The organism is Marinomonas balearica (assembly GCF_004362145.1).
GTDB classification, from domain to species: Bacteria; Pseudomonadota; Gammaproteobacteria; order Pseudomonadales; family Marinomonadaceae; genus Marinomonas; species Marinomonas balearica.
In genome coordinates this window covers 168,282-187,950 of record NZ_SNXC01000009.1, presented here as the reverse complement: position 1 = coordinate 187,950, position 19,669 = coordinate 168,282, and the positions used below count along the sequence as shown (strand labels likewise).

Here is a 19,669-nt window from a genome sequence, read left to right as displayed (position 1 = left end):
CTATATAGTAAACGTTCTCGTTTTACTGTCGAGATAATGAACTTTCTCGTAAATATCGCCAGCATTGCTGCCAATACTGGAAATAAATTCATGATCCTTCTTGAGCAACTGCGCAACATTGTCCATTTCTTCATTCATATGAACCACGGTTTGAGAAATGTCTTTCACTGCCTGCGCCATGTCATTCGATGTTGTGGAACTCATTTGCGCATTTTGCTCTATTTCACGAATCGCCAAGCCTGCGTTTTCACCCAATTGTTCGATGGCTTTTAGGCTCTCCTGGCCACTGCTCATGGTCGATATCGCTTCTTCTGTCGAGGATTGGATAGTACTCACAATCCCTGTAATCGAAGATGTTGCCTCTACGGTTTTTTCCGCTAGGGACCGAACCTCATCCGCGACAACAGAAAAACCGCGACCAGCCTCACCCGCACGTGCGGCCTCAATGGCAGCATTCAAAGCCAATAAATTGGTTTGATTGGCAAGATCGTTAATCATTGCAATAACACCATCAATGTCCTTAGATAGAACACCCAATTCATTCAGTTTAAGACTGGTTTGGTTGACAATATCAATGGCATTAGTAAGGTTTGAAAGCGCATCATTGATGGTTTCCGCTCCTTGTTTCGCTGAGTCGTAAGTATTGTTGGATTGTGTACTCAAATCGCTGGTCGTTGCAGAAATATCAGAGATCGTCGCCGAAATATGCTGCGTAGATGACGCCAGCTCGATTGTTTGCTGACTCACTGAAAGATTACTTTTTGTAATACTCGATACCGCTGAGTTTAACTCCGTGACTTTGTCATTTACATCCTGAGTCGTTGAAATGACATCGCCAATTACGCTCCCTAAGCCCTCGGTCATTTCATTAACAGAGCCGCAGAGCTGATCAAAATCATCTCCTCGCGCTTTGTTCACGGCAAGTTGGGCGGTTAAATCCCCTTCTTTAATTTTGCCAAGGTCTTTAATAATTTGGCTTAGCATATTATTTACACTGCGACCAATGCCCAACATCATCAGTGCTGCAACCACAGCCACAATAATACTAACGGCTAAAAGGCTGACTTTCGCTTGCGCAGCACTGTCTTGAGCATCGTTTCTGGCGCTAGATACCAAGCTTTGTATAAAAGCGGAAGCAGATTGATGCACACTGCTCAAGGATTCACTCACACTTGTAAATTGACTCTGCAACTCGCCATACTGCTTTGTGGCGTCATCAAATACGGATAGACCCGCTAAGTAAGGTGTCATCGCCTCGGAGAAGCGGTCCTCTAAATTGTACTTCTTCACACTTTCCGAGAAAGCACTATACGCCGCATAAAAGGCTTCTTTGTTCTCTTTAGTTGGCTCAAAAATATAGACCTTTTCCGCTTCACGGACTGGAGAGAAAGCTTGCTTCATAAGACTTAAGCGCGAGACTTTTGCGAAAAGAGCTTCGCCCAATAATTTGACTTCGCCACGCAACCCAGTCGAACCAGTAAAGCCTACTTTATGTTTGCTCTCTAACAATTGCCTCATCAAATCGTTATAACGTTTAAATTCAGCAGCGACTTCTCGTAAATGACCCTGAGCTGCTGGGTCAACCAACACACTCACGTCATCCGCTAACATGGCGCTAAAGTGGTTATAGTTGTCTTGTTGGCGATCTAGAAACTCCGCGTAAGATTGATCGTCCACACGATTAAGTGCTTCAGACTCTTTCATGATGGAAATAACCAGCGACGATAAGTTTTTATCGACTTCGGTTAACGTATCAAAACGAACCGATGAGGCATCTTGCTCGTTAAGGCCTTTGAAGGCGACGCCAGTTACAATCGCAAAGCCAAAAATAGCAGTGAGCAGTAACGTTAAAAGCTTTACTCGAAAGCTGACATTAGAAAACATACATTTACCCTCTGATCACAACTAAAGGTCAATTTTGTGCCCCTTAGTAAGAACATACTTATAAAACCCAAACGGCGTTCCTTGCTTTTTTCCTTGCTTTATTGAAAGAGAGCTAGAACTCTCAAGTCCTTTGTACCAATACTACCCTAAAAATGAATACAAGTTTAAAGACAACACCATGTTTCATGATAAAAACAGTTGCATCAAACCAAATCTCCTTAACGTTATTATTGGATACGAAATAATCATAAATCAATCACTCTTTTTCGATGTAGTTTTTTATATAGCTTTTATTTCGCCTTTCCGATCAAGCTTTTTTGTTTAAATAATAAGCACTCGCACACGATAATGTGTCACAATGCCGGACTAGACTCTCACTTTAAGCTTGCTGGTTCATTATCAGGCTCAACCAACCCAAATTGCATTTTCAAGCATCGTCGAAAAGCACAATATTTTAGGAAGAAAGTTATGCAAAATCTCACACCTGCTGGCCAAAATTTAGTCAGCGATATATCGTATCGCTTCGGCATTAGCCAAGATGCAGTGATACATATGTTGGTTGCGGTCAATAATGGCAATGGAACTATGGCGCAATTTAACTGCCCTGAGCTTGGCGGGTCAGGCCAATGGATGCAGGGCGGCATGACTATGGTTGGCGATATGTTTAACAATGGTTTAAAAAATACCGTCGACAACCTGTGCTCCGAGCTCGCTAATGCGTTAGCCAACATGCAACTTTTTCCACCAGCGCCAGCCAATAGCGCTGGTGGACTACAATGGTGGCCAGGAGATTTAGGCCAGCCATTTAGTAGCGGAGCCCAAAACAATATTCGATATGCGGTATTTCCAAATCGGTTAGCGGTAGAACTCAACGGCGCAGTTACGGTTTATGATACTCTGAACCACAACATTGGCGGCGTAAGCCAGCAACAAGGGTCTAACACCTCACTCAGCTTCTCAAGCCAATTCGGCGAAATCTCGGTCGATACATTACCCGTTATATCTGGATCATCATCGCAACAAGGTAATACTAACCAAGACACCGTGATTGGAAATAACACTCAGGTAAACTTCGCTGAGCCTAGTAACCTTTCTCAAAACGCGGTTGAAGCACCGCAGAACGACTCGAATTACGGCATAAGTACGGCTTCTAGTACTCAAGACGAAATTTTCATTTTGCTTGAAAAACTTGGAAAACTATTTGATGCAGGTGTGCTGACTCAAGATGAATTCAATGCAAAAAAAGCTGAACTTTTAAATCGAATTTAACCCTCTGAACGTGTTCTAGCTTAAGAGGAGAGAGGTCACGGACCTCCTTCTCCTTTCTCTTATCCTTCTCCAAAGCAATCCGTCATAAAGAAGTCGCACCGATTAAACATTGTCCGTCTTAGCGTGTTTCCATGCCTTACTCATTAATTTTATTCAAATTTGAGGCCGATGCTTACTTTGATACGTATGTAAGGTATGACAATAACGGAGACTAAAATGTTTTCAATATTTAAATCAGATCCAGCCAAAAAATTAGACAAGCAGTATTCCGAGAAACTCGAACTGGCGATGAAAGCGCAACGTAGTGGTGATATTAAAACGTATTCTCAGCTTACTTACGAAGCTCAAGAGATATATAAAGAGTTGCAGGCGATAGGAAAAAAGTGAATCTCAGTAAATAAAAAAACCGCATAGGCTTAACGCCTCATGCGGTTTTATTGGTGTACAAAAAAGTCTTAAACGATTAGATCATCGCTTCAATGCCAAGCGCTTCGTTGCTTTCAAACATACGATTAAGATCCAGTAGGATTACTAGCTCTTCTTCTTTCTGGTAGACACCTTGAATAAACATAAGTGCTTCATCATTACCCACACTTGGGCTTTGCTCGATTTCACCTTGATACAAGTAGAAAACTTCCTGTACGGCGTCTACTAGCATACCAATTTGCTCACCATCATGTTCGATGATGATAATTCGAGTATCGTCAGATATGGTGCACTCTGGCAAGCCAAATCGAACGCGAGTATCAACAACCGTTACGACGTTACCACGAAGGTTCACAATACCAAGAACATACATCGGCGCACCCGGTACAGGTGCTATTTCACTGTAACGCAATACTTCTTTAATTTGCATTACGTTAATACCGTATGTTTCTTCCAACAACTTAAAGGTCAGATATTGGAGTAGTTCGCCTTTACTACTCTCAGAGGCTAACCCTTTTCCAGATTCTTTAATAGTCGCTATCTCAGACATGGCTTACTTCCATACTCATTTTATTTGGACGGCTGGGGAACTTGTCTTCAAATTCCCCAGATACCAGACTCTTTTACATGATAGCTAAAACTTCGCTATCTAGCCTAGAATTTTGCGTAACAATTAGTTGTCTTGTTGTATACCAACAATAACCCAACTTGAACTTGCATCCGACATATTTTTTTCTAAATGCCAGATTTCTTTGGTTTCAGACGTTTCACCGCCTTCTTTTATCCAACCTGAAAACTGCAAACTAATGGACGCAGTAGAGCCGATAAATTCGCCACGTACTAGGTCTACCATTAGAGAAACAACGTCTGTTTTTGGCTTATCAGCGCCAAGAGCAGCGCGCTCTTCTTTTAGCATATTATACAAATCTGGGCTGACGTATTCCTGAATCGTCTCGAAATTATTGTCATCCCATGCTTTTTGCAAATCAATGTAATGATTTTTTGCTTCAGCAACAAATGCTTGTTCGTTGAAACCGGGTGGAAGCTGAATGTCAGGTTGACCACCAAAGCTTGCATTGCCCGACATCGGAGACGGTTGAAAAGAATCACGTGATGACTCAGGCATTTCGCGATAAGCACCATGGCCAGCAGCTTGCTGCATAGCGCGTTTTTTCGGCGCGATAAAGAACTTGTAGACTAGGAAACCGATCAAAGCAAATAATAGGATGTCTCCAAAAGAGATTCCATCAAATGCACCGCTTCCCATCAGAGCGGCAAACAAACCACCGGCAAGAAGACCGCCTAGCAATCCACCACCTAGGCCACCAAGAAAACCACTTTTCTTCTTAGTTGTGCTGTTTGTAGCAGAATTATTAAGCGACTTGTTAGACGAACTTGCAGGCTTAGAAACAGAGAAGCTCTTGCCGAAGCTTTTGCCGCCACCAAATTTTTTAGCCTGAAGGTCCGCACTAAAGCCGCCTCCTACCATCAATACGAATGCCATAACAATGGCATAAACAGATGTTTTCACGATATTACTCCATAGTTTTAAATAAAACTGTTCTGAGACACTTTGCTTAAATTTGCGTTAAACAAAGTTCACAAGGCCTACGGCTTCTCTCAGCTTCTTAATATGATCGCGAGTACGAGCACGGGCTTTTGCGGCGCCGGCCTGTAGTACTTCTTCGATTTGCGCTGGATTCGCCATAAGCTCTAAATATTTCTCTCGTGACTCGCCTAGTTGACCATTAACCAACTCGAAAAGTTCTTTTTTCGCTTCGCCCCATGCAATACCGTCTGCAAACTTCTGACGCATTTCTTCAGTTTGCTCAGGTGTTGCAAACGCCTGATAGACCTCAAATACAGTCGAATCATTTGGGTCTTTTGGCTCACCTGGCTCCAACAAGTTTGTTTTGATCTTGTTAATGCCCTTCTTCAGCTTTTTCTCAGTGTCAAACAACGGAATAGTGTTGTTATAGCTCTTAGACATTTTACGTCCGTCTAAGCCTTTAAGGATGGCAGTACTTTCACCAACAACCGCTTCAGGCATCACAAAAAATTCGCTTCCATAGATATGGTTAAAGCGGCCTGCAATATCACGTGCCATTTCAATATGCTGGATTTGATCTCGACCAACTGGCACTTTGTGCGCATTAAATGCCAAGATATCCGCGGCCATTAACACTGGATAACAAAACAAGCCCATTGTTATGCCAAAATCTGCATCCTGTTCGCCCGCTACATTCTCATCTACTCCTGCTTTATACGCATGAGCACGGTTCATTAGACCTTTCGCAGTAACACAGGTTAACAACCAGTTTAGTTCACTGATTTCAGGAATGTCAGATTGACGGTAAAAAGTTGCTTTATCAGTATCCAGTCCACACGCTAGCCAGGTAGCCGCAATCTCAAGACGAGACTGTTGCACACGCTCGGCATCCTGACACTTAATCAATGCATGGTAATCCGCCAAAAAGAAGAAAGCTTCGGTGTCTTCACGATTACTTGCTTCGATTGCTGGACGAATTGCACCAACATAATTGCCAAGATGAGGCGTTCCTGAGGTGGTAATACCTGTTAAAACAATTTCTTTGCCCATTATTCCTACTCGGTTATATTCTTAAGAGTGCATACCCTACCATAAATTTATGGTCGGTATTACTCTCAAATGCATATTTGAGAGTGATCTATATCTTCTTGCTAATAGTGGGTTATATAAGGTTTTTTTCTTTGTAATCAAGAGAAAAGGCGTCGCGTAAACCACTCATCTCTTTTATCGTTCTTTGGCAACACTAGAAAAGGCATTTTTGCCTCTCGTGAGAGGCTCGAATAATAACAATTGATATGAATCAGGCGACTTATTTCAGGCGACAAACTCTACTATTTATTGGCAAAGGGTATAAAAAAGGGCCATTCTCGAATAACTAGTAAAAATCAGAAAGAAACGAGAAAAACATTTAAGCAGCTGGCTTGGAGAAAGCAGAACGAAGACTGAGTCGAGCGGTTTGCATGACAAACCGCTCCTTTAGAAAGGCATCTTTAGTCGATTATCAATTATAGGCCCGATTTCTCGTAGATATCGTGAGTCCAAGCTCCTGATGGTTTGGTTGTAATAACCGGTGACGAATCCCCACTCATTAACACTTCGACAGTGCGATCATAGGCCGCAGGGTCTAAATACCCAACGCCTTTAGAGTTTCCTTCTATCAATTTAGCAACGGCTTTCGCCATACGAACTTGATGCTCTAGCGTTTGTGCGCCAGTATCATCATATTCAAGGACAATTTCAGCCGCTTCTTCTGGATTGTTTGCAACCCATTCCCAACCTTTTACAGACGCTTTTAAGAACCGCGCAAGTTTATCAACCATGGCTGAGTCTTTCAGCTTATCTTCGGTTGTATATAAGCCGTCTTCAAGCATAGCCACACCTTGCTCTTGATAGCTAAAGACCGTTAACTCAGATGGCATTAGACCACCATCAAGAACCTGACCGTATTCGTTATATACCATGGTTGATACACAATCAGCCTGCCCCTGAAAGATAGGATCAACATTGAATCCTTGTTTAAGTACGGTAACCCCGCCTTCGCTGCCATCTGTAGCAATAGCCATTTTTGACATCCAAGCTAAGAATGGATATTCGTTACCAAAGAACCAAACACCCAATGTTTTGTCTTTCACATCCATTGGTTTTTCAATCCCTGACGATTTCAGACAAGTGAGCATCATGCCCGATTTATTAAATATTTGACCAATATTAACCAACGGCAATCCTTTCTCACGGGACGCCAGCGCAGCGGGCATCCATTCAACGATCACATCGGCACCGCCACCCGCTATGACTTGCGGAGGAGCAATATCTGGCCCGCCCGGTTTGATCGTCATGTCGAGGTCTTCATCCTCGTAAAACCCTTTTTCCAATGCCACATAGTAACCCGCAAATTGCGCTTGAGTTACCCACTTTAACTGTAATGTTAACGGGTCTGCCGCTTGCGACATCGATGCCGCCAATGCAGAACACGTCAAGGTACAACCTGCGATCAACGAACGGATACTCTTTTTCATACTTATTGCCCCTTCTCGATTTGTAGTTCTCTCGGTTAACTCTCTTTGTTCTTTCATAGGTGTATTCATGAATAGACTCACAGATCTATGTCATGAACTATTTGCTTCTTCTTGATGGATGCCAAAAGGTCAGTTTTGATTCAAGCAAGGCCAGCGCCCCATAACTGATGGAACCAGCAAGTGCGGCAACTAATATCGTAGCCCACACCATATCCATGTTCATGCGCCCTACTTCGGTCGAGATTCTGAACCCCATTCCTACAATCGGAGTACCAAAAAACTCGGCAACAATGGCGCCGATCAGAGCCAACGTCGAATTGACTTTCAAAGCGTTGAAAATAAAAGGTAATGCGGCTGGTAATTGAACATACCAAAGTACTTGGTGACGTTTACACGCGTAGGTTTGCAGGACGTCGAGATGCAATGAATCCCTCGCTTGTAAGCCTGCAAGCGTATTTACCAACATAGGGAAGAAAGTCATGATTACGACTACAGCGGCTTTTGATTGCCAATCAAAGCCAAACCACATCACCATAATTGGTGCAATACCAACAATAGGAATGGACGACATGATATTGCCAACAGGAAGAAAACCTTTTTGTAGAAATGGACTGCCATCAATCAGTAACGCAACGATAAAGCCACTCGCACAGCCTATTATCCAACCGACCAACACGGCTTTTAACCACGTTTGAGCAAAATCTTTAGAAAGCACATCAATGTGGGTCACGAAGGTAGTAAGAATGGTACTTGGTGCGGGTAAAAGCACTTTAGGAACGCTAAAACCAGTGACTGTCAGCTGCCAAAGAACCAGTAAAACAAATGCAAACAGCGCAGGAACCATCACCCCAATGAACCGCTCCGCTAACTTAGACGTCACGTTGTCGGCAAGTATTGTCAGTTGTACCATTGAAAACCAAGCACCTACCAGCATAACAGGAACCAAGGTGAGCCAAAGTGGACGCTGAAGGTACACCCCTTCGTAATTCGACACTAAATACAGGCTAAGGAGTAAAGAAACAAAGCCCGCTAAGATAATGGTTACGTGCTTCATCCTGTGATCCCCATTCGTCGATTCACTCGTTTTTCAAAATACCCAACTAAGGCAACCAGTACCGATCCCAATATAGCGGCGACCACTAAAGCAGACCAGATTTGTATGGTTTGTCCGTAATAGGATCCACTTAATAATCGAGAACCCAGCCCTCCTTGCGCTCCTGTTGGAAGCTCTCCGACGATAGCGCCCACCAATGATGCTGCAATGGCGATTTTCAGACTCGCAAATAAATACGGCATTGCACTTGGCCAACGTAACTTTCGAAAAGTTTGTTCTGGAGAGGCACTGTAAGTTGCCAACAGCTCCATATGAAGTGTGTCTGGCGCTCGTAATCCCTTTACCATGCCAATGGTCACAGGAAAAAAGGAGAGATACATAGAGATAATGGCTTTGGGCAGGATGCCGGTAAAATTCATTGCTCCCAAAACAACAATGATCATAGGCGCAATGGCCAATATTGGTATCGTCTGAGACGTGATAACCCATGGCATCAGGCTGCGCTCCAATGTACGGCTATGCACAATACCTATCGCTAACACAATACCGAGGAATGCTCCCAGTAAGAAGCCTAATAACGTTGAAGATAAGGTGATCCCTGAATGATAAACCAATGAACGTTTAGAGCTAATCTTGGTTTCAAAGATGGATTTGTACAGTTCATAACCAATTTGGTCAGGCGTTGGTAACAAAGGACGCTTCATCGAATACGCATCGGAAATAAGCCGACTAACATCCCACGTCATTCCGCGACGCTCATATCCTTTAATCAATAAATCGCTGTTTAACCAAAATGCGGCCAAATACCAAAGAATCGTCAGAGCTATCAACACCAATAGAAGCGCGGCAGGCTGACTGTTTTTTAACGAGTCGATAGACAATGGATGAGTTAAACGTTTCATTCATTTCCCTCAATCAATTCGATGATCGTTTGCAAGCGCTTCACGTACTTCTTGCATCACTGCCACAAATTCAGGGCTTTCTCGATCCGCCAATGTTCTTTTCTTTGCTAATGGGCTTTTGATTATCTTTGCAATACGACCCGGTCTGGGTGACATCACCACAATGTGCGTAGAAAGCAATACGGCTTCGGGTATCGAGTGCGTTACAAAGACGACTGTTTTACCGGTCTCGTGCCAAATTTTGAGCAGTTCAAGGTTTAAATGGTCACGCGTAATTTCATCTAGTGCGCCAAACGGCTCGTCCATTAGTAATAATTGCGGTTCAAAACTCAATGCTCGTGCTATCGATGCACGCTGTTGCATGCCTCCCGACAGCTGCCAAGGGAACTTGTTGTGAAAATCCTGAAGCCCTACTAGCTCCAAATATTTGTCTGTTTTCTGCTGTTGTAGCTCTTTTGATAGCCCAAAAATTTCCAGTGGCACTTTGCAGTTGCTTGCAATTGTACGCCATGGGAATAAAGCGGGAGCCTGAAACACATAGCCATACAATCGATTTAAACGTGCATCCTCAGGAGATGTACCGTCCACTAAAATGGTTCCAGAGGTTGGGCGCTCAAGATCCGCTATCACTCTTAAAAGCGTGGTCTTACCACAACCTGACGGACCGATAAAAGAGACAAAACCCCCCTCTTCTATTGCTAAATCAATATGAGACAACGCATTCACAGGGCCATCATTTGTTTCGAATACAAGAGATAAATCCTCAATCGTAATCATTTTTCTAGCAGATTGAGGCGGGTTAAATTCGGCTAATACATCAGATTTTTCAAAGACATCTGCAGTCATACTCATACTACTCATCCGTTCTCAATAAAATCAGCGAACAACAGGCATTAATTGATATTAGATTTAATGCGTTATGGCGGAACGATGGTCACTAGAGGTTGTGGTAGCCTCGTTGGTAATACAGTAAAGCGCCACTTTCATCCGTGGTTTTTAGCGCGACGACTTCACAAAAAAACACGTCATGCGTTGCAATACTCTGTCGATGGCTGACCTGACAATCAAAACTTACTGCTGCACCGACTAATACAGGAGAACCCGTTTGAAGTTTCGTCCATTCACCGCTCTCAAAACGTTCAGCCATAGGCGCTTTGCCACCGAACATGTTAGAAAGGTCATCTTGCCCGCTTGCGAGCGTATTAATCGCAACGGTTGATGCCGTTTTAAACGTTTCATAAACCGATGAATTTCGGTTGAGACAAACCAATAAAGTTGCCGGACTGTCACTCACACTGCATACGGCGGTGGCAGTGAAGCCCACCTTTTCACCACCGTCTGCTGTGGTCACAATATTGACCGCTCCAGCAAGATTAGCCATCCCTTCCTTATAAGATTGCGCCGTAATCGGCATCTGTTTTTCGATTGCTAATTCGTTCGTATTACTCATTATTATGTTCTCTCGTTATTGTCTATTCTTTGACTAACCGGCCTCTCAGGTAGTCATTGAAATGATTGCTGACTTCGAACTCGTTAATAGCAATTGAGATGCTCCATCAGTATCGTATTAACCGTCTGAGTCGCCGTTACGGTTGAAGCATGACCACCATAATCAAGCAAACTCATTTTTGAATTCGGCAATGCGTCATCAAGCTGCTTCGATTGCTGCCATGGCACCAACAGATCGTCTTTATTCGCGATAATCAGCGTATCGGTTTGAATCTGTTTTATCTGATTCTCAATGTCGAACGTACTTAACGCCGCAATACGCTTTAATAAGTTGTCTTTGTCTGGAAACACCTTCAGAAGGTGCGCTTCTTCCTCAACCAGTGTTGCAATGTTGTCGGCGATCCAATCCGGAGGGTATAAAATCAATGCCTGCATCTGCAGAAAGATTTCCTTTGAACATGTGTCTAAAATGGCTTTTCGAATATTGAAACATCTCAACGTATGTGGATTTGGGCTACTCCACGCATTGATCAGCACCATGCTTTTTAATATATCTGGACGCCTTAACGCCATTTTCATTGCGACCAAACCACCAAGCGCATGACCGACAACGTGGCATTGCTTAACGTCCAAACCATCTAGCAATTCAAGCAGCTCGTCTGACATGTGTTCGATGCTGTAATCCATTGGCAAGGTCGCAGGGCTTCGACCTGTACCAAGCTGATCGTATACAACCACTCGATACTGTTTTGTTAACGCTTCTAATTGAGGTTTCCAAAAGTGCGCAGAACCGCCTAATCCGGAACTCAGTACAACTGTGTGTGCATTTGGATCAGTAACACCCAATACTTCGAAATACATAACTTGCCCTTTATTGGAATAACGCCGCTCTCTGGCACTCCCCTTATTAAGGGGAGGCAAACTCAAGTTTCTGCGGTTTAAATGTTCTTTAACTTCTCTTCAACCGCTGCTTATTCACTTTTTATTTAGCCAATGTGCGCAAAGCTTGCGATCTCAACCAACGCATCCGGCTTAACCAAACCGCACTGAATACAATAACGAGCAGGTTTTTCACCCGGAAAATACGACGCATATACTTCGTTCACTGCCGCATAGTTATCCCAATCAGTGATCAAGATTGTATTGAACGTAACGTCATCCATCGTGCCACCCGCCTCCTCAACGACACCCTTGATGGTTTCTAATACATGACGAGTTTGAGCTGCGGCATCGCCAACGTGAACGACATTGTTTTCACTATCAAAAGGTAGGGTTCCAGAAACATAAAGAACATTGTCTGCCATAGACCCAGGAACATAAGGCGCTAATGGTTTACCTGTACCTGCTGGAATTATCGACTTTTTACTCATACCTGATTCCTCAATTCTTATTTAAGTTATGCTGTAAAGCTGCTGACCATACGTTTGAAGATGCATCATTTACCCGATGTATTTGCTTCCATCACTTGAACACAGAAAGTGTCGACGTCTGATACCCAGCCAAAGAAAGTTTCAATGTTGTAAAGCGAGGCCTCTTGTATCGCATCAGGCCCCGCCTGATGTGTTGCGTCGGCGAGAACAACGCCAAAATACTCCAGAAAAAAACCGTCTCGCAGAGTGGATTCAACACAGACATTGGTTGCGATGCCGGTAAATATGAGATTTTTAATACCTCGACTTCTCAACATGCTGTCTAGATTTGTGTTGTAGAATCCGCTGTACCGCGTTTTTGGGATGACAATATCGCCAGATTGAGGTTTAAGCGCCTCTACCAACTCATAATCCCAAGTGCCTTTCGCTAATAAAGTACCCATTAGCTCAGGCTGCTTTCTCATCGTTTTTAACGCATTGGATTTGTACCAGTTGGGGGATCCGGGGCCACCCGCTTCTGTGTATTCTCGATCCCAGCCATTTTGAAAATAAACAACGGGGATATTGGCATTACGCGCAACATTAAGTACTTTTGCGGTTTGTTCGATCACCGGGCCTGTACTTGAGATATCAAACCCAGCACGATCCAAATACCCATTTTTTGTTGCGTAGGCGTTTTGCATATCAACAACAATGACCGCCGTTTCAGACAAGTTGATGGCTAACGGTTCTGGTTTTGCTGGTAATACAATTTCATTCGGCTGGCTGCCATCACAATAACCCGCCACATTCAGCTCACTGATTTGCTCACTAACACTCATAACTTAAACCGCCGCCGACTGATGAATGTGTGCACGAGATTTCATTAGCGGTTGGATCTTATTGCCGTAGTCGTCCATGCCTTTAATGAAGTCGTCAAATGTAAGCAGAACACCACCACATCCCGGTACGTCAGCAATCTCATCTAACATTGCCGCGACTTTTTCATACGACCCGACCAAAGTTCCCATATTAAAATTCACGACTGAGGTTGGATCTGTCATATCTCGAACGTTGGTGTCTTTACCCGATTTTTTATCGGCAGCACCTTGTTGCGTCATCCAATCCGTTGCACCAAAGTCCTGACCTTCTTTATAGCTTTCCCATTTGGCCATGGCTTTTTCATCCGTCTCGTCAGCAATGACCATCATAAGAACGGCTGAATCTACACTGCGTTCGGCTTTGCTCGCAGCTTCCTGCAAACGTGCTGCTGTTGGAGCAAATGCTGTAGGTGTATTAACACCTTTGCCAAAGCAAAAATTGTAGTTGCCATGTTTAGCGGTAAATTCCATGCCTGAAGCACTCTGACCAGCACAAATGATCGGGATATCGCGAGAAGGCTTAGGCAGCATTTGGCAATCATCCATTTGGAAAAACTCGCCTTTAAAATCGCTCTTCCCAGTCGACCACAGCTCCTTAACCACTTTGATGTATTCATCAAGGTAGTCATAACGACTTGCGAAATATTCGTCTCCGGGCCACATGCCCATTTGTGAATATTCAGGACGTTGCCAACCTGTCACTAAATTCACACCAAAGCGCCCATTAGATATAGAGTCTATCGTGGTCGCCATTCTTGCCATTATCGCGGGAGGCAAGACTAAGGTTGCGGCTGTCGCATAAAGCTGAATTTTGCTTGTAACAGCGGCAAGACCCGCCATAAGAGTAAAAGACTCTAAATTGTAATCCCAAAACTCCGTCTCACCGCCGAAGCCACGAAGCTTGATCATAGAAAGCGCAAAGTCCATCCCGAACTCCTCAGCCTTCATAACAATCTCTTTGTTCAGATCGAAACTCGGTTTGTACTGCGGTGACGTTTTTGAAATTAGCCAGCCGTTGTTACCAATTGGAATAAATACGCCTACGTCCATTTTCGCCTCTCTTATCTTTTGGTTAATCGCCGGCCTTTGATGAGCCGTCTAAGTGATACAAAACTGCAAATACATTGATTTACATGTTCGCGTTTCCCATTCACTCTTTTTTCAAATGACAAATTACTATTAGCAGTATGCATGCCAAAAAATAATTATTATTATTTTCAATGAGTTAAGAAATTATTAGAGATGTATTTTGACCAAATGGTCTAAACTGGAACAATAAGTCAGGATTATTGCTCACATTTTGTGCAGAGTACTTTTTATCCAGAAATAGCGAGTTGTCGCAAAGGAAGGTCGTTCAAAATATAGATAAAAACTAAGGTACCTTTTACAATGAATGAGTCGCCCTTTCCGCTTAGATACAAAAATGCTCGGTAAAGGCAGGCGTTTTATAACAACTGAAGTAAGAAGTATGTCATCAGATAACGTCACACCCGAAACGCATAAAACAAAACCAGAAAGAGCTTTTAGTGTGGACACCGTACGGCGGCGATCCGAAGCAAAACAAAGTAAGCAAAATCGCATTATGGAAGCGGCGTTAACGCTTTTTTCCCGTTATGGGCTGGGCGGCACCAGTATTGATCAAGTTGCGGAGCTTGCGGACGTATCGAAAAGTAATCTGCTTTATCATTTCAACAGCAAAGAACAACTCTATATCGAAGTGATTAAGCGTGTTTTGGACGTATGGATTACGCCATTGGCAGGCTTTTCAGAAGATCAGGAGCCGATGGAAGCGATTTCGAATTACATTAGAATTAAGCTCGAAATGTCGCGAGATTTTCCAGAAGAATCACGCCTTTTTTGTATGGAAGTCGTTCAAGGTGCTCCGCTATTGTCTGACGAATTAAAGACACCGTTGCATGATTTAGTCGAAACGAAAGTCTCAGTCATTAACGCATGGATTAAAGCGGGTAAGATGAAGCGTATTGACCCGTACCATTTGCTTTTTAGCATATGGGCAACAACTCAACACTACGCGGATTTTGCGGTACAAATTGAAGCGATTACAGGTAAGAATTTGAACAACAAAGCTTTCTTTGACGAAACCTTAAATACGTTGTATCAACTGATATTAAACGGGATTAAAACTCAACACATTGATGATTAAAATCACCGAGAGAGGGACTGGGAAAACTCGTTTTCCAGCCCCTCAAGCAGGCTTTTAAAGAGGTTTTTTTAAGAGCTTTTTTTAAGATCGTTAAGACCGACTCTAATAACAGCGCATTAAAACCCTCGGCTATTAAGCACTCGTGAAAACCAGCCAGTTGCCTTCGTTTCTACAGCGCTTAGCACAGAGAGACCTAATCGCTCAGCAACAGATTTTGGCTCGGTGTACTCTACTTTAAACACATCGGCTTTTTCATATTGACCCACGATGTAACTGTCGCTGGTGGTTACTTCGTCAATCAATTTGTTTTCTACTGCTTGGCTACCGTACCAAGTTTCACCTGTCGCAACGGATTCAATATCCAACACCGAACGTTGTGACGCCACGAAATCTTTAAATAGAACATGGGTGTCTTCCAGATCTTGTTTAAATTTATCGCGTCCTTCTTCGGTATTTTCACCGATTACGGTCAATGTACGTTTGTATTTACCCGCAGTGTGCAGTTCCACATCAATATTGTTTTTATCTAACAACCTGTGAATATTAGGAACCTGAGCAACAACCCCTATAGAACCTAAAATAGCAAATGGCGCAGCTACAATTTTGTCAGCGACACACGCCATCATATAACCCCCACTGGCTGCCACTTTATCAACACAAATAGTGAGCGAAATGCCCGCTTCTTTGATGCGTTGAAGTTGAGAAGCCGCAAGACCGTAGCTATGAACCATACCACCACCGCTTTCAAGACGAACAACCACTTCGTCCTCTTTCGTTGCAACAGTTAAGATAGCGGTAATTTCGCGGCGCATTGATTCGACCGCAGACGCTTTAATATCACCGTCAAAGTCCAGTACAAAAACTTTCTTTTTGTCTACTGCTGGCGATTTTTTCTCTTTTTTCTGTTCGCTTTTACGTGCTTTAGCCTTGGCTTTTAACGCTTTTTTATCCAATAACGCGCCTTCCATTAAAGACTTCGCTTTATCGTAGCCTTCATTAAGCTTATTGATACTTAGACCGGCGCTTTTTTTGCTCTTCCCAGCGGTCAGCAACACTAAGACCAATGCAAATAGCACAATGACCGTTAGCAGTCGTATAAGAAACCCTGCATATTCCGTAATAAATTCCAAAATAGTCCTCTGCAATATCTAAAATTATTCATTTTTATATGGGGATTGATTGACTAATAACAATGACACAACCAATGAATTCATAGCATGCTTGTCGTTATTACCCTATCATCTAGCTCAAAATTTGATCGATAACAATAAAAAATAACCACACACAAGGAGTAAATGAATGAAGTCAGCGTTTGCCCAGTCATTTGGTAATAACTTTCTTGGCGCTTCACCACTTTGGTATAAGCAAGTAATCATTGTGTTTTTAATCGCGAACCCCATCATTTTGAACGCATTTGGCCCTTTCATTACGGGCTGGTTACTGATCATCGAGTTTATCTTTACCCTAGCAATGGCGCTGAAATGCTACCCACTTCAACCGGGAGGTTTAATTGCGTTAGAAGCCGTTATGCTCAACCTCACCACTACCGACGGTATTTATACTGAAGTGATCCATAACATTGATGTGATCCTGCTGTTGATGTTTATGGTTGCCGGCATTTACTTTATGAAAGACATGCTGCTTTTCATTTTCAACAAGCTGCTAGTACGGATCAAATCAAAGATTGCCATTTCGTTGGTGTTTAGTCTGACCGCTGCGATTCTCTCAGCGTTTTTAGACGCACTCACAGTCACTGCCGTTCTTATTAGTGTCAGCGTCGGGTTTTATTCTGTTTACCATAAAGTAGCGTCAGGCCAGCCAAGTAGCTCCAATGCGTCCAATAACAACGACGACAGCGAGATATTAGAAATTAACAAAGATGATCTTATTCACTTTCGTTCGTTCTTAAGAAGCCTGTTAATGCACGGTGCTGTTGGAACCGCATTAGGCGGTGTCGCCACAATGGTCGGAGAACCTCAAAACCTGATCATTGCTAAAGTCGCTGGGTGGGATTTCGTAGACTTTTTTTTACATGTAGCACCGATCTCAATGCCAGTTCTCGTTGCCGGGCTATGCACGGTGATAATATTAGAGAAATCAGGCTGGTTTGGTTACGGCGCGAAGCTGCCTGAAAATGTTCGCAATATATTAAAGAATTTCTCAAAGGAAGAAAAAGCAAAATACACTGAGAAACGTAAAGCCACTTTGGTGGTTCAAGGGTTAGTCGCTGTTCTACTTGTTCTTTCGTTGGCGTTTCATGTTGCAGAAGTGGGGCTTGTCGGGCTAATGGTCATCGTATTACTCACGGCCTTCAATGGCGTGACTGACGAACACCAAATTGGTCATGCATTTGAAGAAGCACTCCCTTTTACAGCATTGCTTGTCGTGTTCTTTACTGTTGTGTCCGTCATACACTCTCAACACCTATTCGACCCCATCATCAATTATGTACTCGCGCTTCCACCCCATAGCCAACCCATTATGTTCTTCATCGCTAATGGTTTGCTATCCGCTATCAGCGACAACGTGTTTGTTGCGACCGTCTATATCAGTGAAATTAAAGATGCATTGGATATCGGTGCGATCTCACGAGAGCAATTCGAAATTCTTGCCGTTGCCGTAAATACAGGAACCAACCTACCCAGTGTTGCTACACCCAACGGTCAAGCGGCATTCCTGTTTTTGCTTACCTCTGCGATTGCACCGCTAGTGAGATTGTCTTACGGGAAAATGGTGTGGATGGCATTGCCATATACTCTTGTATTGAGTGTCGTTGCGGGAACCTGTGTGATGTATTTCCTGTAGATTTTGTATGACAGATAAGACTCACAACGCCTAAGCCGTATTTCAACGTGAGTCTTATCTGTGATTAAGTTACTACTTAAGTAAGAGTTCATTCTCCGTTAAGTTGCGCTCTGCGCAAGCTTATGAGTGCTTCCGGTATCCGATACGTCAGGGTCGATGTTTGTTTTATCCGACACAACCATAACACTTGGATCGATCAGTTTAGCCGTACGGAGAGATTTAAAGCTCGCGGCCATTAGCAAGGTAACGCCTGCACAACCTAAACCAAGTGATAATAAGCTAGTGAATGGAGCAAGCACTTTACCCAATACACCTATGCCCAGCGCTCCTGCTGAATCACCGATCACATCCTGAGCGGTCCAGAAACTCCCCATTCGACCAAGCATTTGATCGGGAGTGTGACCTTGTACTATTGAATATTGCAATAAGCTGCCAATGGAGCCGAAATAGCCGAACATTCCCAAAATAATCAGGGTCGGAATAAGGTGATCCATGAGTCCAAGCAGTGCCACACACATAAATGCTAAGAACGCTGTTGTCAGCATCACGATGCCGGGCTTATTAACCGATCGCACCCAACCGCTGGTTAATGCACCTAGAGTTGAGCCGACGGGAACGGCTGCATACATCAAGCCCACCTCAAACGCTCCGCCACCGAATGCGCTCAGTGCAAGCGCGGGGAAAAGCACTCGAATTGAAATTGTCACGGCCTCCAGTGTACCCAATGCAACGACACTACGAATGACTTTATGTTGGAAAACAAAACGAAAACCGCCCACCATGGATTTAATCGGATTATCGTCTTCTGGTTTTTCTGTCGGCTTCATACTGGGCAGAAACACAAGAGATAACAGCGTGCACAGTGTTCCAGCTGCGGCTAAACCGTAATTCCACGTAACCCCCAACGATACGATAACAACACCCGCTAACGCAGGTGAGATAACTGACCCAATACGCACTATCAGCATACTTAACGCGCCAGCCGTGGGTACATTTTCCCTCCCTACCAGATGCGGAATGGAAGCGAGTAATGCCGTCATGCCGATGGCGCTGAAAAATCCATCCCATAAGGATATTGCGTACACAGCCCACACTGAGGGTGCAGTAAGGTAGCTGTTTAGCGCCAATAAAACGAAGCCCACTCCACAGATAAACCGAGAGAAAAGAATCAGTTTCCTTCGGTCGTATCTATCGGCCAGCACACCGCCCAACATCAACCCTACGAACATACCAAAACCATCTAGCGCAACGGCAAAGCCTACTTGAAGACTGGACCCAGTTAGTTCATAGATTTGTATCGGAACCGCCACGTTGAGCATCCCGATACCAAGCACCGACATAAGCCGTGCAATGAAAATGGCTCGAAAATTCTTATTTGTTTTCAATAAGCTGAAATCCAGCATAATGTTTGTTTTAGACAT

Annotated in this window: 19 protein-coding genes; 4 read left to right on the top strand and 15 right to left on the bottom strand. The window is 43.6% G+C overall.

The annotated features are described in order from the left end of the window. A complete protein-coding gene (locus DFP79_RS02470; protein WP_133502373.1) occupies positions 1–1,884 on the bottom strand; it encodes a methyl-accepting chemotaxis protein in 1,884 nt (627 codons plus the stop codon). 468 nt (positions 1,885–2,352) lie between these two features. Here DFP79_RS02470 and DFP79_RS02465 point away from each other — a divergent pair, with 468 nt between their 5' ends. Further along, the gene (locus tag DFP79_RS02465) at positions 2,353–3,153 is read left to right on the top strand and encodes an SHOCT domain-containing protein (RefSeq protein ID WP_133502372.1); all 801 of its coding nucleotides are present in this window, start codon (positions 2,353–2,355) and stop codon (positions 3,151–3,153) included. Positions 3,154–3,369: 216 nt separating this feature from the next. Continuing rightward, entirely contained in the window at positions 3,370–3,540 is a 171-nt protein-coding gene (locus tag DFP79_RS02460; protein ID WP_133502371.1) for a DUF6435 family protein, read from the top strand. Positions 3,541–3,616: 76 nt separating this feature from the next. Here the strand turns inward: DFP79_RS02460 and DFP79_RS02455 are convergent, their stop codons facing one another. The 12 genes from DFP79_RS02455 to rutA all read right to left on the bottom strand — a co-directional run bounded on the left by DFP79_RS02455 (position 3,617) and on the right by rutA (position 14,329). Then, positions 3,617–4,129: a chemotaxis protein CheW gene (locus DFP79_RS02455; RefSeq protein ID WP_013661922.1), complete on the bottom strand. Its 513-nt coding sequence runs from the start codon at positions 4,127–4,129 to the stop codon at positions 3,617–3,619. A gap of 123 nt (positions 4,130–4,252) precedes the next feature. Next, complete coding sequence (locus DFP79_RS02450; RefSeq protein ID WP_133502370.1) at positions 4,253–5,110, bottom strand: Tim44 domain-containing protein; 858 nt, start codon at positions 5,108–5,110, stop codon at positions 4,253–4,255. 57 nt (positions 5,111–5,167) lie between these two features. After that, positions 5,168–6,178: a tryptophan--tRNA ligase gene (trpS, locus tag DFP79_RS02445; RefSeq protein WP_133502369.1), complete on the bottom strand. Its 1,011-nt coding sequence runs from the start codon at positions 6,176–6,178 to the stop codon at positions 5,168–5,170. 455 nt (positions 6,179–6,633) lie between these two features. After that, positions 6,634–7,644 carry an ABC transporter substrate-binding protein gene (locus DFP79_RS02440; RefSeq protein WP_133502368.1) on the bottom strand — a complete coding sequence of 337 codons (1,011 nt, stop codon included), beginning with the start codon at positions 7,642–7,644 and terminating at the stop codon, positions 6,634–6,636. 97 nt (positions 7,645–7,741) lie between these two features. Beyond that, entirely contained in the window at positions 7,742–8,698 is a 957-nt protein-coding gene (locus tag DFP79_RS02435) for an ABC transporter permease (RefSeq protein WP_133502367.1), read from the bottom strand. Further along, entirely contained in the window at positions 8,695–9,600 is a 906-nt protein-coding gene (locus tag DFP79_RS02430) for an ABC transporter permease (protein WP_133502366.1), read from the bottom strand. Before DFP79_RS02430 ends, DFP79_RS02435 begins: the two co-directional genes overlap by 4 nt. 9 nt (positions 9,601–9,609) lie before the next feature. Beyond that, positions 9,610–10,452, bottom strand: a complete 843-nt coding sequence (locus DFP79_RS02425) for an ABC transporter ATP-binding protein (protein ID WP_243730175.1) — start codon at positions 10,450–10,452, stop codon at positions 9,610–9,612. Between the two features lie 85 nt (positions 10,453–10,537). Continuing rightward, positions 10,538–11,050, bottom strand: coding sequence for a flavin reductase (locus DFP79_RS02420; protein WP_133502365.1), 513 nt, complete (start codon positions 11,048–11,050; stop codon positions 10,538–10,540). A gap of 83 nt (positions 11,051–11,133) precedes the next feature. Beyond that, positions 11,134–11,910, bottom strand: a complete 777-nt coding sequence (rutD, locus tag DFP79_RS02415; protein WP_133502364.1) for a pyrimidine utilization protein D — start codon at positions 11,908–11,910, stop codon at positions 11,134–11,136. A 125-nt stretch (positions 11,911–12,035) separates the two neighbouring features. Next, positions 12,036–12,419, bottom strand: coding sequence for a pyrimidine utilization protein C (gene rutC, locus DFP79_RS02410; RefSeq protein ID WP_133502363.1), 384 nt, complete (start codon positions 12,417–12,419; stop codon positions 12,036–12,038). Positions 12,420–12,484: 65 nt separating this feature from the next. Further along, entirely contained in the window at positions 12,485–13,240 is a 756-nt protein-coding gene (gene rutB, locus DFP79_RS02405) for a pyrimidine utilization protein B (RefSeq protein WP_243730174.1), read from the bottom strand. Positions 13,241–13,243: 3 nt separating this feature from the next. Continuing rightward, the gene (gene rutA, locus DFP79_RS02400) at positions 13,244–14,329 is read right to left on the bottom strand and encodes a pyrimidine utilization protein A (RefSeq protein WP_133502362.1); all 1,086 of its coding nucleotides are present in this window, start codon (positions 14,327–14,329) and stop codon (positions 13,244–13,246) included. A 418-nt stretch (positions 14,330–14,747) separates the two neighbouring features. On the opposite strand from rutA, the gene rutR reads away from it, so the two are divergent. Continuing rightward, positions 14,748–15,443 carry an HTH-type transcriptional regulator RutR gene (gene rutR / locus DFP79_RS02395; protein WP_133502361.1) on the top strand — a complete coding sequence of 232 codons (696 nt, stop codon included), beginning with the start codon at positions 14,748–14,750 and terminating at the stop codon, positions 15,441–15,443. Between the two features lie 116 nt (positions 15,444–15,559). Here the strand turns inward: rutR and sohB are convergent, their stop codons facing one another. Continuing rightward, complete coding sequence (gene sohB, locus DFP79_RS02390; RefSeq protein WP_133502360.1) at positions 15,560–16,573, bottom strand: protease SohB; 1,014 nt, start codon at positions 16,571–16,573, stop codon at positions 15,560–15,562. Between the two features lie 169 nt (positions 16,574–16,742). On the opposite strand from sohB, the gene nhaB reads away from it, so the two are divergent. Then, on the top strand, positions 16,743–18,248 hold the full coding sequence (nhaB, locus tag DFP79_RS02385) for a sodium/proton antiporter NhaB (RefSeq protein WP_133502359.1): 1,506 nt from the start codon (positions 16,743–16,745) through the stop codon (positions 18,246–18,248). A 98-nt stretch (positions 18,249–18,346) separates the two neighbouring features. Here the strand turns inward: nhaB and entS are convergent, their stop codons facing one another. Further along, complete coding sequence (gene entS / locus DFP79_RS02380) at positions 18,347–19,669, bottom strand: enterobactin transporter EntS (RefSeq protein WP_133502358.1); 1,323 nt, start codon at positions 19,667–19,669, stop codon at positions 18,347–18,349.

What these genes read in the sequence shown, in the direction of transcription:
- DFP79_RS02470 (WP_133502373.1), bottom strand. Translation starts at nt 1,884, where the DNA reads ATGTTTTCTAATGTCAGCTTTCGAGTAAAGCTTTTAACGTTACTGCTC.
- DFP79_RS02465 (WP_133502372.1), top strand. Translation starts at nt 2,353, where the DNA reads ATGCAAAATCTCACACCTGCTGGCCAAAATTTAGTCAGCGATATATCG.
- DFP79_RS02460 (WP_133502371.1), top strand. Translation starts at nt 3,370, where the DNA reads ATGTTTTCAATATTTAAATCAGATCCAGCCAAAAAATTAGACAAGCAG.
- DFP79_RS02455 (WP_013661922.1), bottom strand. Translation starts at nt 4,129, where the DNA reads ATGTCTGAGATAGCGACTATTAAAGAATCTGGAAAAGGGTTAGCCTCT.
- trpS (WP_133502369.1), bottom strand. Translation starts at nt 6,178, where the DNA reads ATGGGCAAAGAAATTGTTTTAACAGGTATTACCACCTCAGGAACGCCT.
- DFP79_RS02440 (WP_133502368.1), bottom strand. Translation starts at nt 7,644, where the DNA reads ATGAAAAAGAGTATCCGTTCGTTGATCGCAGGTTGTACCTTGACGTGT.
- DFP79_RS02435 (WP_133502367.1), bottom strand. Translation starts at nt 8,698, where the DNA reads ATGAAGCACGTAACCATTATCTTAGCGGGCTTTGTTTCTTTACTCCTT.
- DFP79_RS02430 (WP_133502366.1), bottom strand. Translation starts at nt 9,600, where the DNA reads ATGAAACGTTTAACTCATCCATTGTCTATCGACTCGTTAAAAAACAGT.
- DFP79_RS02425 (WP_243730175.1), bottom strand. Translation starts at nt 10,452, where the DNA reads ATGAGTATGACTGCAGATGTCTTTGAAAAATCTGATGTATTAGCCGAA.
- DFP79_RS02420 (WP_133502365.1), bottom strand. Translation starts at nt 11,050, where the DNA reads ATGAGTAATACGAACGAATTAGCAATCGAAAAACAGATGCCGATTACG.
- rutD (WP_133502364.1), bottom strand. Translation starts at nt 11,910, where the DNA reads ATGTATTTCGAAGTATTGGGTGTTACTGATCCAAATGCACACACAGTT.
- rutC (WP_133502363.1), bottom strand. Translation starts at nt 12,419, where the DNA reads ATGAGTAAAAAGTCGATAATTCCAGCAGGTACAGGTAAACCATTAGCG.
- rutB (WP_243730174.1), bottom strand. Translation starts at nt 13,240, where the DNA reads ATGAGTGTTAGTGAGCAAATCAGTGAGCTGAATGTGGCGGGTTATTGT.
- rutA (WP_133502362.1), bottom strand. Translation starts at nt 14,329, where the DNA reads ATGGACGTAGGCGTATTTATTCCAATTGGTAACAACGGCTGGCTAATT.
- rutR (WP_133502361.1), top strand. Translation starts at nt 14,748, where the DNA reads ATGTCATCAGATAACGTCACACCCGAAACGCATAAAACAAAACCAGAA.
- nhaB (WP_133502359.1), top strand. Translation starts at nt 16,743, where the DNA reads ATGAAGTCAGCGTTTGCCCAGTCATTTGGTAATAACTTTCTTGGCGCT.
- entS (WP_133502358.1), bottom strand. Translation starts at nt 19,669, where the DNA reads ATGTCTAAAACAAACATTATGCTGGATTTCAGCTTATTGAAAACAAAT.